At 77.0% G+C, this 12,401-nt stretch carries 12 protein-coding genes; 6 read left to right on the top strand and 6 right to left on the bottom strand.

From position 1 onward, the window contains the following. The first annotated feature begins 35 nt into the window (after positions 1-35). On the top strand, positions 36-1,100 hold the full coding sequence (locus ACWIZO_RS25470) for a GGDEF domain-containing protein (protein ID WP_448640363.1): 1,065 nt from the start codon (positions 36-38) through the stop codon (positions 1,098-1,100). Between the two features lie 10 nt (positions 1,101-1,110). Here ACWIZO_RS25470 and ACWIZO_RS25465 read toward each other — a convergent pair whose 3' ends face one another. Continuing rightward, a complete protein-coding gene (locus ACWIZO_RS25465) occupies positions 1,111-1,821 on the bottom strand; it encodes a class I SAM-dependent methyltransferase (protein ID WP_448640362.1) in 711 nt (236 codons plus the stop codon). A gap of 71 nt (positions 1,822-1,892) precedes the next feature. Between ACWIZO_RS25465 and ACWIZO_RS25460 the strand changes: the two genes are divergently transcribed. Continuing rightward, positions 1,893-2,975 (top strand): AAA family ATPase, encoded by a 1,083-nt coding sequence (locus tag ACWIZO_RS25460; RefSeq protein ID WP_448640361.1) that lies wholly within the window; start codon positions 1,893-1,895, stop codon positions 2,973-2,975. A 231-nt stretch (positions 2,976-3,206) separates the two neighbouring features. Next, on the top strand, positions 3,207-3,965 hold the full coding sequence (locus ACWIZO_RS25455) for a vWA domain-containing protein (protein ID WP_448640360.1): 759 nt from the start codon (positions 3,207-3,209) through the stop codon (positions 3,963-3,965). On the opposite strand, the gene ACWIZO_RS25450 is transcribed toward ACWIZO_RS25455, so the two are convergent. Both ACWIZO_RS25450 and ACWIZO_RS25445 read right to left on the bottom strand, forming a co-directional pair. Beyond that, positions 3,955-5,463: a diguanylate cyclase domain-containing protein gene (locus ACWIZO_RS25450; protein ID WP_448640359.1), complete on the bottom strand. Its 1,509-nt coding sequence runs from the start codon at positions 5,461-5,463 to the stop codon at positions 3,955-3,957. The genes ACWIZO_RS25455 and ACWIZO_RS25450 overlap by 11 nt on opposite strands. Positions 5,464-5,554: 91 nt before the next feature. Further along, on the bottom strand, positions 5,555-6,490 hold the full coding sequence (locus ACWIZO_RS25445; RefSeq protein WP_448643007.1) for an alpha/beta hydrolase: 936 nt from the start codon (positions 6,488-6,490) through the stop codon (positions 5,555-5,557). A gap of 65 nt (positions 6,491-6,555) precedes the next feature. Between ACWIZO_RS25445 and ACWIZO_RS25440 the strand changes: the two genes are divergently transcribed. Next, positions 6,556-7,353, top strand: a complete 798-nt coding sequence (locus ACWIZO_RS25440) for an alpha/beta fold hydrolase (RefSeq protein ID WP_448640358.1) — start codon at positions 6,556-6,558, stop codon at positions 7,351-7,353. Here ACWIZO_RS25440 and ACWIZO_RS25435 read toward each other — a convergent pair. Together ACWIZO_RS25435 and ACWIZO_RS25430 are read right to left on the bottom strand one after the other, a co-directional pair. Then, a complete protein-coding gene (locus tag ACWIZO_RS25435; protein ID WP_448640357.1) occupies positions 7,283-9,343 on the bottom strand; it encodes an alpha-amylase family protein in 2,061 nt (686 codons plus the stop codon). The two genes, ACWIZO_RS25440 and ACWIZO_RS25435, sit on opposite strands and share 71 nt — an antisense overlap. Then, a complete protein-coding gene (locus ACWIZO_RS25430) occupies positions 9,340-9,864 on the bottom strand; it encodes a TetR family transcriptional regulator (RefSeq protein WP_448643006.1) in 525 nt (174 codons plus the stop codon). The genes ACWIZO_RS25435 and ACWIZO_RS25430 overlap by 4 nt, the downstream gene beginning before the upstream one ends. Before the next feature lie 156 nt (positions 9,865-10,020). On the opposite strand from ACWIZO_RS25430, the gene ACWIZO_RS25425 reads away from it, so the two are divergent. Both ACWIZO_RS25425 and ACWIZO_RS25420 read left to right on the top strand, forming a co-directional pair. Then, positions 10,021-10,158 carry an SDR family oxidoreductase gene (locus ACWIZO_RS25425; RefSeq protein ID WP_448640356.1) on the top strand — a complete coding sequence of 46 codons (138 nt, stop codon included), beginning with the start codon at positions 10,021-10,023 and terminating at the stop codon, positions 10,156-10,158. Between the two features lies 1 nt (position 10,159). Beyond that, a complete protein-coding gene (locus tag ACWIZO_RS25420) occupies positions 10,160-11,014 on the top strand; it encodes a patatin-like phospholipase family protein (protein ID WP_448640355.1) in 855 nt (284 codons plus the stop codon). Positions 11,015-11,038: 24 nt separating this feature from the next. Here ACWIZO_RS25420 and ACWIZO_RS25415 read toward each other — a convergent pair whose 3' ends face one another. Further along, positions 11,039-12,397, bottom strand: a complete 1,359-nt coding sequence (locus ACWIZO_RS25415) for a PP2C family protein-serine/threonine phosphatase (RefSeq protein WP_448640354.1) — start codon at positions 12,395-12,397, stop codon at positions 11,039-11,041. Between the last annotated feature and the right edge of the window lie 4 nt (positions 12,398-12,401).

The raw sequence follows: 12,401 nt of genomic DNA, 5'->3' as shown, positions 1-12,401 counted from the left end.
GTGGTCCGCGCAGGTCGGTGCGCCGATGGGAGGGCATGGACCTGCACCGGCTGTGCGAACCCCGCGACGAGGTGTTCGCCGCGCGCGCCTCGAGCGCGCTGTTCCTCGTCGGTGCCCTCCTGCTCGCCGTCTACCTGCTGGTGGAGCCGGTGCCGATGCCCGACTCCGCCCGCTCCCTGTCGTGGGTGGGGCTCGTCGTGCTGCTCGTCTGCTCGACCCTGCCGTCCCTGGTCCCGCTCGCGACGATGACCCGCGCGGGGGTGTGGCTGCTGCTGCCGGTGGCCGCCGTGGTCACGATCGGGGTGCTCGCGCACGTCTTCCCCGACCAGCTCGACGTCGCCCACCTGCTGCTCGGGCTGCCGGTCCTCTTCGCCGCCTCGCAGATGCGGGCGGTGGCCGCCGCGCTGGTCACCGCCCTCGCGGTCGGCTTCGACGTCTCCGCCCTGCTGGCCGCCGAGCCGGCCGCGGAGGCCCTGGTCGACGCGCTGTTCGTGGCCGCGGTCCTCGGGCTCACCACCGTGCTGCTGGTCCTGGTGATGGGGCGGATCGAGCGGCTGGTGGCCGAGCTGCGGCACCTGGCCGCGGTCGACGGCCTGACCGGGCTGGTCACCCGCCGGGTCCTCGACGAGGCGCTGGTCGGCGCGCTGTCGGCGGCGGCGGGCCGCGAGGGCTCGGCCCTCGTCATCGTCGACGTCGACTCGTTCAAGTCGATCAACGACGCCCACGGCCACCCGGTCGGCGACGACGCGCTGGTCCACCTCGCCGGGGTGCTGCGGAGCCACGTCCGTGCCGCCGACGCCGTCATCAGCCGCCTCGGGGGCGACGAGCTGGCCGTCCTGCTGCCGGGGTGCTCCGCCGCGGTGGCCGCCGAGCGGGCGCAGGAGCTGGTGGACGCCGTCCGCGCCGCCCCGCTGCCGCTGGCCGACGGCACCCTGCTGGCCCTGTCGGTCAGCGTCGGTGTCGCGCACGCCCCGAGCCACGCCACGGAGCTGCGGGCCCTCTACGCGGCCGCGGACGCCGCGCTCTACGCCGCCAAGCGGGGCGGCCGCGGTCGCGCCGGCGTGGCGGCCGCTGAGCCGGTGGCCGAACCCGCCGGCTGAGCCCGCCGGCTCAGACGGCGGTGGCGGTGAGGAAGGTGCAGATGCCGTCGCCGGAGCGCGGACGCCGGGCGCGGATGCCCAGCAGCCACAGCACCGCCATCTCCACCCGGTAGGCGACGCGCAGCGGCCCCCGGTAGAAGGCGTCGCCGCCGCCGGTGAGCCGGACGTCGTCGAACCCCGCCAGCCGGACGTGCTCGGTGAGCATCCAGTCGGGCAGCAGCGTGATGTGCCCCGGCGCGTGGTAGTGCCGCGGGCCGAAGACGTAGGGCGCGCCCCGCAGCAGCGTGAGCAGCCGGGAGTGCGGATGGGTGACGTCCGGCGTGCTCACGAGCAGCCGGTCGCCGGGCCGCAGCAGCGCACGGATCGAGCGCAGCACCTGCCGGGGGTTCTCCACGTGCTCGAGCGTCTCGACGCAGACGACGAGGTCGAAGGGCCCGCGGGTCTCGTCGGTCCACTCGGGCGCGTCGAGGTCGAGCCGGGCGATCCACTCGTGCGGCGGGTCGAGGTCGGTGGGGACGACGTCGAAGCCCGCGTCGCGCAGGCGCAGGGCCAGGGCGCCGCAGCCGGAGCCGACCTCCAGCACCCGCCCGCCGTCGGGCAGCGCCGTCCGCACCAGCTCCAGCGCGTACTCGTGCACGCCCGGTGCGGCGTGGATGCCGTGGCCCCGGTAGTCGTTGACGGCCGGGGTCCGGTGCCCGGAGGCCTGCTCGACGTCTGTCACCTCCCCACCCTGTCAGCCGGGCCGGCCGGCGGGCGACCGACCCCGGGGACCGGCCGTGCGGTTGCAGAACCATGCGCAGGGTCACTAGCGTCCGGGCGGGACGCGGCCGGCCCGGGTCCCGACCGAGCGACCGAGCGACCGAGGAGCCGACCACGTTCCCTGAGCAGCCGTCCGCGCAGCCCGTCGAGGACGCCGTCGTCACCGGCAGCCGAGTCACCGCCGGGGACGGCGCCGCCGTCCGCGAGGTCCGGGGCCGGGTCGCCCGCCACCTGGTCGGCCGCGACCACGAGCTCGACATGCTGCTCGCCGGGGTGGCCGCCGGCCGCGACGTGCTGCTCGAGGGCCCGCCCGGCACGTCGAAGTCCACCCTGCTGCGGGCGATCACCGCCGAGTGGGGCGTGCCGCTGGTCTTCGTCGAGGGCAACGCCGACCTCACCCCCACCCGCCTGGTCGGCCACCACGACCCGGCGCGGGTGCTGCGCGAGGACTACACCCCGGAGAACTTCGTGCCCGGGCCGCTGGTCGAGGCGATGCGCGCCGGCGGCTTCCTCTACGTCGAGGAGTTCAACCGGGCGCCCGAGGACACGCTCAACACGCTGCTCACCGCCATGGCCGAGCGTCGGATCGCCGTCCCCCGGGTCGGGTCGATCGAGGCGCTGCCCACCTTCCGCGTGGTGGCCTCGATGAACCCCTACGACAACGTCGGCACCACCCGGCTGTCGAGCTCGGTCACCGACCGGCTGGTCCGGCTGGCCATCGGCTACCAGGACGCCGCCGCCGAGCGGGGCATCGTCGAGCGGCGCACCGGGGTCACCGCGCCGCGGCTGGTCGCCGACGCCGTCGCGCTGACCCGCGCCACCCGCGAGCGCGACGACGTCCGGCAGGGCAGCAGCGTGCGCGGCGCCATCGACCTGGCGCTGGTGGCCGCCCAGCTGGCGGTCATGCGCGACGTCGCGGTGCCCGACGAGCCGGCGCTCGAGCCGCCGCGCGGGCTGCCCGAGGACTACACGGCCGTCGTGCTCGACGCGCTGCTGCTGGCCCTGTCGGGGCGCATCCAGCTCGACGAGACCGTCGAGGCGCCTCCGGAGGCCGTGCTGCGCGAGATCTGGGAGGACCACTTCCTGCTGCGCCCGGCGGCCGCCCGCCCCGGTTGAAGAGAGGTCGCGGCCGACTCGCCGCTGACCCGGCGCCGGGAGGGCACCCCACGCGGTGCCCGGCCGCTGCGCCGGCGCCCCAAGCAGCTCACCGAGCAGCCCTCGCTGTACCGGCCCGCGCCGGGCGGCGGGGGGCTGGCGCTGTCCTCCGGCGACCGCCGGCGCACCCGGGGGACGCCCGGGCGGCCCGGGGGCAGCGCGCCGGGCACCACCGACGAGCCCGCCGAGCTGGTGCCGCTGGCCGACCTCGGCGCCGGGGAGGCCACCGACCAGGAGACCCGCCGCCGCGCCCAGGCGATCGCGCGCCGGCTGTCGGTGCCGCGCCCCCCGCACGACCGGCGCCCCCGCCGCGGGGTGGGCGAGCTGCGCAGCCTGCCGTGGAGCGGCGGCTCCGACGAGCTGGACCTCGAGCGCACGCTCGACGCGCTGGCCGGCAACCCGGTCCCGGAGGACCGCGACGTCGTCGTCCGCGAGCGGGTGCGCCAGCGCCGGTCGGTGGTGCTCGTCGTCGACGTCTCGGGGTCCATGAAGGGCGAGCGGGTGCGGACGGCGGCGGCCACGGTGGGCGCGCTGGCCGGCGAGCTGACCCGCGACCGGGTCGGCGTCGTCGCGTTCTGGTCCGACGCCGCGGTCCTGGTGCGCCCCGGCGAGCAGGTGGGCCCGCTCGCCGTCCTCGACCTGCTGCTGCGCGTGCCCGCCCAGGGCCTCACCAACGTGACCTTCGCGCTGGAGACCGCCGGCCGGCTGCTCTCCGGGGTGAAGACCCGCGACGCCCGCGTGCTGCTGCTCTCCGACTGCGTGCACAACGCCGGCCCCGACCCGCGGCGCACCGCCGCACGGCTGCCGCGCCTCGACGTGCTGCTCGACGTCTCGGGGGAGAAGGACGTCGAGCTCGGCCGCGACCTGGCCCGCCTCGGCCGTGGTCAGTTCCGGCTGGTCCGCGGCCACTCCGACGTCGCCGCCGCCCTCGCCGCGGTCTTCACCGAGTAGCGGCGCCGTCCAGCACGACCCGGTTCCCGCCGCCTCGCTTGGCGGCGTACATGGCCGCGTCGGCCCTCGCCACGAGCTCGTCGGCGCCGACCGGGGGGTCCTCGGGCGCGAGCCCCACGACGCCGGTGCTCGCCCCGACCGCCCGCAGCCGGCCCGCGACCGGGAACGGCTCCCGCACCGCGCCGGCCACCCGCCCGGCCGCCTCCTGCGGGTCGCCGCCGTCCTCGAGCAGGACGGCGAACTCGTCGCCGCCGAGTCGGGCGACGGTGTCCCCGCCGCGCACCGCCCCGGTCAGCCGCCCGGCCACCTGTACCAGCAGGTCGTCCCCGGCGGCGTGGCCGTGCGTGTCGTTGACCTCCTTGAAGTCGTCGAGGTCGAGGAAGACGACGGCGACCGGGCGGAGGTCGCGGGCGTGCAGCGCCAGCGCGTGGTCGAGCCGGTCGAGGAACAGCGCCCGGTTGGCCAGGCCGGTCAGGGAGTCGTGGAAGGCCAGGTGGCGCAGCTGGGCCTCGCGGGCGGCCAGGTCGTCGGCGAGGCGGACGTTCTCGCGCACCGTCATGTACTGGCGGCCCATGAGCGCGGCCATCACGACGGCGACGACGACCGTCTCGCCCGGCGTCGGGGCGCCCCCGGTGAACGTGAGCCCCAGGTCGGTGGTCAGGGCCACCGTCACCGGCACGTAGGGGAGCAGGGAGGCCGCCGTCCCGGAGCGCCCGGCCGGGCGCGGAGCGCCGTCGTCCTGCACGGTCGGCCGGGGTGGACGGCAGAGCCCCGCGACCGCCAGCAGGGCGAACCCGGCGGTCCAGCCGGCGTCGGCGGTGCCTCCGTCGTAGGCGCTGGTGGCGGCCAGGTAGGCGAAGGCGCTGTCGGCGACGGCGAGGGCCGTGACCCCCAGCGCCACCAGGTTCAGCGCGGACCGGTCCCCGGGCGTCCTGGTGATCAGCAGGACCGCCATCACCACGAGCAGGACGTCGGAGACGGGGTAGGCGGCCAGCAGCAGCCGGGCCGCGACGTCGTGGCCGGTGTCGTCACGCAGGACGGCGCCCAGGGCGGTCTGCCAGCTCACCAGGCCGACCGCGCCGGAGGTCATGACCGCGTCGAGGACCCGCTGCCAGCGGCCGGTGCGCCCGCCGCCGGCCGGGTGGAGGGCCAGGGCCGGCACCGAGAGGAGACAGAAGCCGAGGAAGCCGGCGTCGGCCAGCGAGGGGAACGGGGCCTCACCCCGGGCGGCCAGGAGCAGCCACCAGGACTGGCCGGCGAACCAGGACAGGCACGCGCCGGACAGCAGCCCCCACGCGACCCGCAGCCGGCGGCCCCGGGCCCGCAGGGCGTACCGGGCCGTCGCCGCGGCGGCCGCCGCGGCCGCGCCGGCCTGCGTGAGGTCCGACACGAGCGCCGCCGCGGACGGCGGCAGGACCGTCGTGGCCAGCACCCCGGCCGCGCAGACGATGAGGACGAGCGCCGCCACGCGCGGGAGCGCCAGGGCCGACCGGGGCATCGGGTCTCCTCCTGTGGAGTGGGGTCACCTCCTGCATCGGCACGGGAGGCGGTGCGGAGCATGCCCCGTGCGGGTGGGTCGCCGCCGGAGCTCAGGTCAGCGCGGCCGCCTGCTCCGCGCACAGCTCGGCCAGCGCCTGCGGCGCCGACCGGCACAGCCGCGGGAAGGCGAGGAACCCGTGCGGCATGCCGACGTACTCCGTCAGCCGCACCGGGACGCCGGCCGCGCGCAGCACCTCCGCGTAGCGCCGGCCGTCGTCGCGGATCGGGTCGTGCTCGGCGGTCTGCACCAGGGCCGGCGGCAGGCCGGAGTGGTCGGGGGCGAACAGCGGCGAGGCGTACGGCTGCGTCGGGTCCTGGCCGCCCAGGTAGTGGTCGCGGAAGGCCAGGCAGTCGGCCTTCGTGAGGATCGGCGCCGAGGCGTTCTCGTCGAGCGACGGGCTGCTCATCGTGAGGTCGACCGACGGGTACACCAGCCCCTGGTGGGCGATGCGCGGCCCGGACCGGTCGCGGGCCATCAGGCTGACGACGGCGGCCAGGTTGCCGCCGGCGCTGTCGCCCATCACCGCTACCCGCGCGGGGTCGGCGCCGAGCTCGCCCGCCCGCCCGACGACGTCGGCCAGCGCCGCGTAGCAGTCCTCGGCCGCGGTCGGCCAGCGGTGCCCGGGAGCGAGGCGGTAGTCGACCGAGACGACGACGGCGCCGACGGTCGCCGCGACGTTGCTGCACAGCCAGTCCGCGGAGTCCAGGTTGCCCAGCGTCCAGCCGCCGCCGTGGAAGTTCACGACCAGCGGCAGCGGGCCGCCCGCGGCCACCGGCCGGTAGGTGCGGATCGGCACCGGGCCGGCCTCGCCGCGCGCCGTCCCGTCGGTCAGGCGCACGCCGCGGGCCACCCCGCCCAGCAGCAGGTCGGTGACCGGGTTGTGGCCGATCCGCTGCTCCTGGGCGCGGCGCAGCTGCTCGTCGTCCATCGTCGCGACCGACAGCCGGCGCAGCGCCCGGCCCAGCAGCCGCACCCTCAGGTCCATCCGTGCCACGTGTCCTCCTGCGTGTGTCGCCGATGAGTGGTGCGCCGCCCGCCGGTCCACCCCGCATGACGTACCAGACGGTCTCCTCCGCGGACGGCACGACCATCGCCTACGAGGTCTTCGGCTCCGGGCCGCCGCTGGTCACGGTCTGCGGCGCGACCTGCGACCGCGCCCTGATGCGCCCGACGGCGCGGGCGCTCGGTGGTTCCTTCACGACCGTGGACTACGACCGGCGGGGCCGCGGCGACAGCGGGGACACGTACCCGTACGCGGTCGACCGGGAGGTCGAGGACCTCGCCGCGCTGGTGGACGCGGTCGGCGGGCGGGCCTTCCTGTACGGGCACTCCTCCGGCGCCGCCCTGGTCCTCTGCGCCGCCGCCGGGGGCCTGCCGGTGGACGGGTTCGTCCTCCACGACCCGCCCTTCGCCCCCGACGACCCGGCGTTCCAGGACGAGAGCCGCACCTTCGCGGCGGAGGTCCTGGACCTGCTGGCCGCCGGGCGGCGGGACGAGGCGGTGGACCGGTGGTGCCGGGGCACCGGGATGCCCGGCGAGGTGGTCGACGCGATGCGGTCGACGCCGCGGTGGGCGGAACTGGTCGCGCTGGCACCGACGCTGGCCTACGACATCGCGGTGCTCGGCTCCGCCGAGACCGGCGGGGCGGTCCCCGAGGACGTCGCCCGGCGCGCGGCGGGGCCCGGAGTCGTCCTCGTCGGCGACGAGAGCCCGCCGTTCATGGCGGCGGTGGGCGGCCGGCTGGCGGAGCTCCTGCCGGCAGGCCGGCTCCGCGTGCTCAGGGGCCACGGTCACGTGGTGCCCCCGGAGGTCCTGGCGCCGCTGGTCGCGGAGTTCCTCCTCGGGTGACGGCGTCGGCACCGCTCACGGCTCCGCGAACCAGGCGAAGCCCAGCCCCGGGACGGTGAGCCGGCCGTCGCGGACGCCGAGCGGCCCGTCGCTGCCGTGCACCCAGTCGAAGGTGCCGAACCCGGTGACGGTGTCGGCGTCGACCTCCTGCGGCTGCGGGGAGACGTTGGCCAGCCCGACGAAGGCGCCGCTGCGCGGGTGCTTGCGCCGCCACACCAGGACCGCGTCGCTGCCGGCGTCGACCACGGCCGACTCCACCCCGCCGCGCAGCGCCAGCAGCGACCGGCGCACCTCGCCGAGCCGGCGGATCCCGGCGCACACCCGGCCCTCGAGCGTCGCGGGGTCGGTGGCGCGCGCCGCGGCGGCCCAGTCCATCGGTGGGCGGTGCATCCAGCGGCTGTCCGGGGCCAGCGCGGGGTCCTCGAGGTAGGACGCGTCGTTGCGCAGCGCGAAGCTCGTCGCCCGAGTAGAGCAGCGGGATGCCGCCGAAGGCGTAGACGACCGAGTAGAGCAGCAGCAGCCGGCGCACCCCGGCGTCCAGCGCGACCGGGTCGTCGCGGTCGAGGGCGTCCTCGATGCCGCACAGCGAGGCCGCCGACCCGGAGACGCGCGCGTCGCCGGTGGCCTCGTTCTCCTGGAACAGCCCGCCGCGGGCGAAGGAGCCCGGGAAGCGGCCGGCGTAGAAGTCGTTGAGGAAGCGGCGGTGGCCGAAGCCGTCGAGCCCGACGGCGGCGGCGTCCTCGTCGGTGACCGCCCAGCCGATGTCGTCGTGGCCGCGGACGTAGGTGCACCAGGTGGCGGCCGGCGGGATGGGCCGCATCCGGCGCAGCGCCTGGTGGGCCAGCCGCACGTCCTGGGTGGCCAGGCTGCTCCACAGCAGCACCATCAGCGAGTTGTGGTAGGCCAGCTCGCACTCGGGCCGGTACCGGTCGTGTCCGCCGAGGTAGGCGACCAGGTCGTCGGGGGAGACGATCGCCTCGGCCTTGAAGACCACGCCGGGGGCGGCCAGCCGCGTGAGGGCGTGCAGCAGCTGCAGCAGGCTGTGCCCCTCGGGCTGGTTCTGGCAGCTGGTGCCCAGCCGCTTCCACATGAACGGCACGGCGTCCATCCGGAAGACGTCGACGCCGCGGTTGGCCAGCCAGGTGATCTCGCCGAGCACCGCCAGGGTGACCTCGGGGTTGGTGTAGTCGAGGTCCCACTGGTAGGGCCAGAACGTCGTCCACACCCAGCCGCCGGCCCCGCCGCGCGCCTCGGGCACCCAGCTGAACGAGCCCGGCGCCCGGTCGGGGAACACCTCGGGGATGGTCGCGTCGTAGGCGTCGGGCATCGTGCGGTCGGGGAACGCGGTGTAGAAGCCGGCGTAGGCGGGGTCCCCGGCCAGCCAGCCCTGCGCCCACGGGTGCTCGCGGGCGGTGTGGTTGAGCACCAGGTCGATGCACAGGACCATCTCCCGCTCGTGCAGCGCGGCGGCCACGGCCTCGAGGTCGGCCATGGTGCCCAGCCGCGGGTCGACGGCCCGGTAGTCGGCCACCGCGTAGCCGCCGTCGTTCTCGCCCTCGCGGGGCCGGAGGAGGGGCATGAGGTGCAGGTAGGTGGTGCCGAGCCCGGCGAGGTGGTCGAGCCGGCCGGGCAGCCGGTCGAGGGTGCCGCAGAACCGGTCGACGTAGCAGACGTAGCCCTGCGTGCGGGACCGCTGGAACCACGCCGGGTCGATCTCGCGGCGCCGGTCGATCCGCCGCAGCGGCCCGGGCCGCTCGGCCGCCGCGGCCAGCGCGGCGCGCAGCCCGCGCGCGAACAGCCCGTCGGCCGCGTCGCCGTAGAGGATGGCCAGCGGCTCGTGGACGTCGTAGAGCGCGAGGTCGGCGCGGGCGAGGAACGCGTCGCCCTCCGCCTCGCCCAACGCCGCCTCGGCCTCGGCCGCGAGCACCGGCCGCAGCTCCGTCCACGCCCGCCGGGCCCCCGCGCGCAGCCGCTCCGCCCCCGTGCTCATGCGCACTCCCTTCCCCGCCCGGTCCGGACGGTCACCTCGCCCAGCGCCCGCTCGGTCAGGCGCACGAACTCCGCGGGCGCGGTGGCGGGGTCCCAGGTCCGGAACGCCGCCACGAGCGCCGCACCCGCGGCCGAGGTCAGCAGCCGGGCCCCCAGCGGATCGCCGGGCAGGCGCCGGAGCGCCCAGGCCTCCAGCGCGCCCTCCACGTACCGGTGCACCTGCACCGGGTAGTCGGCCAGCTCCTCGGAGCCGGCGACCAGGCGGTAGACGTGCAGCGTCTCCTGCGGCCCCCAGCCGACGAACTCCCGGCAGATCCACCGCAGGTCCGCCCACGGGTCGTCGGTCACCGGGGCACGCTCGGTGAGCGCCCGCAGCCGCGCCGCCAGCTCCGGGTCGGGGTCGAACAGGGCGGCGGCCTTGGTGGGGGAGTAGTTGAAGAACGTCCGGCGGGAGGTGCCCGCCGCCGCGGCGATGTCGTCGACCGTCACCGCGGTGAAGCCCCGCTCGGCCACCAGCCGCAGGGTCGCTGTCCGCAGCGCCGCCAGGTGGCCAGCGGTGGGCCTCCCGCGCGCTGTCGGACACGGCTGCGACCCTAGGGCCTTGCACTGAGTGCAACAGCATGCCCAGCGTGACGGGCGACACAGCGGCCGGACGGCGGGGACCTCAGACTGGCGCCCATGCTCAGCAGCCTCCTGCCGGTGCAGGTCATCCAGCCCGAGGACGTCGCCGACGTCGTGCTCTTCCTCGCCTCCGACGAGTCCCGGCACGTGACCGCCCACGAGATGGCCGTCGACGCCGGCGTCTCGGAGTCCTGAGGTGAGCGGTACCGCGGGCAGCAGGGCGCTCGTCCTCGGCGGCGGCGGGATCGCCGGCATCGGCTGGGAGCTCGGGCTGCTGTCCGGGCTGGCCGCGGCCGGCGTCGACGTCCGCGACGCCGACCTGGTGGTCGGCACCTCGGCCGGCTCGATCGTCGGCACGCTGCTGCGCACCGGCACCGACCTCGAGCAGGCCTACACCGCCCAGCTCGGCCCGGTGCCGGCGACCGAGCGGGCCGTGGACTTCGACGGCGCGGCCTTCTCCGCCACGCTCGCCGAGGTGCTCGCCGGCGCGACCGGCGAGCAGGACGCCAGGGCGCGGATCGGCGCGCTCGCGCTGCGGGCGCGGACCATGCCCGAGTCGGAGCGGCGGGCGGTCATCGGCGGGCGGATCGGCGCGCCGGAGTGGCCCGCGGCGCGCCTGGTGGTCACCGCCATCGACACCGCCGACGGGGAGTTCCTGGCCATCGACCGCGACACCGGCGTCCCGCTGCTCGACGCCGTCGCGGCCTCGTGCGCGGTGCCCGGGGTGTACCCGCCGATCACCATCGGCGACCGGCGGTTCATGGACGGCGGCCTGCGCACCCCCACCAACGCCGACCTGGCCGCGGGGTTCGACCGGGTGCTGGTGGTGGCGCCGGTGGGCGGCGTCGGCGGCCTCCTGGGCCCGTCACTGGACGAGGAGCTGGCCACGCTGCGCCGCGAGGGTCAGGCACACCTGGTGCTCGCCGACGACGCCGCGCTGGCCGCGTTCGGCACCAACCCGCTCGACCCGGCCACACGCGAGCCCGCCGCCCGGGCCGGCCGGGCGCAGGCGGAGCGGGTCGCCGAGGAGGTCCGCGCCTTCTGGGCCTGACCCGCTCGCCGTGCAGGGGCTGGGTCAGGTCGGCAGGACGCGGACGGCGAGCACGGCGAGGTCGTCGTCGGTGCGCTCGGGCACCACGCGGCTCAGCAGGCGGTCGCACAGGGCGTCGGCCGGGAGCCGGGCCAGGCCGTGCAGCGCGTCGGTCAGCCGGTCGAGCCCGGAGTCGATGTCCCGCCGGCCGGCCTCGACCAGCCCGTCGGTGACCAGCAGCACCGTCTCCCCGGGGCGCACGGTGACCTCGTGGTCGGTGCGGGGCGCGGGCTCCTGGATGCCGAGCAGCCGCTCCGCGCGGGAGGTGAGCACCCGCACCTCGCGCTCGGGGGAGACCAGCAGGGGCGGCAGGTGCCCGGCCGAGGACCAGCGCAGCATGCGGGCGCCGTCGCCGTCGGGGAGCTCCAGGCGGGCGACGAGGGCGGTGGCGAGGGTCCCCCGGTGCAGGCCGGTCAGCACCCGGTCGACCCGGTCCAGCGTCCGCGCCGGGCTGTCGGGGGAGTCGTAGGCCAGCGTGCGGACCGCGCTGCGCAGCTGGGCCATGGCCGCGGCGGCCTCGACGCCGTGCCCGGTGACGTCGCCGATGACCAGCAGCGTCGCGCCGTCGGGCTGGGCGACGGCGTCGTACCAGTCGCCCCCGACCAGCGCCTGCGACCCGGCCGGCCGGTAGCGGACGGCGATCTCGAGCCCCTCGGGCTGCGGCGGCGGGGTGAGCAGGCTGTGCTGCAGCGTCTCGGCCACCCGCAGCTGCCGGCCGTAGCGCCGGGTGTTGTCCAGGGCGAGGGCGCCGCGGCGGGCCGTCTCCATCGCGAGGGCGACCTCGGCCTCGGTGTGCCGCGGCCGCTCGCCGCAGCGGACCAGGGACAGCACCCCGAAGGCCGAGCCGCGGGCCTGCAGCGGCACGAGCAGGCTCGAGGCGGGCGCCAGCCGCTCCCACGCCGCGCGCACCGGTCCCTCGGGCAGCGACTCCCGGCCCACGTCGGGGTCGACGCCGCTGAGGTGCACCGGCTCCCCGGATCGCAGGGCGGTGGCGAGCGCGGCCTGGTCGCGCGGGGCGGTCACCCGGCCGGCGAGGTAGGTGTCGACGTCGTCGAGGCGCGCGGGGTCGCGGTGGGCGCGGGCCGACCGGCCCGGGGCGCCGTCGCCGGCGAGCACCGTGACCGTCGCCCAGTCGGCCAGCCGCGGCACCACCAGCCGGGCCAGCCGGTCGGCCGCCTCGCCGGTGTCGAGCAGCTCGGCGAGGGACTCGGTGACGTCGGCGAGGAAGCGCACCCGGTCGTGCTCGCTGCCGGTCACCGGTGCCGTGACCGGCAGCTGCGGCGCCGGGGACCACGGCCGGACGGGAGCCGGCGGGGTGGGCTCGTACACGGGGAGTCCAGTCACCTCG

Source organism: Geodermatophilus sp. URMC 63 (genome assembly GCF_053502565.1).
This window is presented reverse-complemented; position numbering and strand designations above follow the sequence as displayed.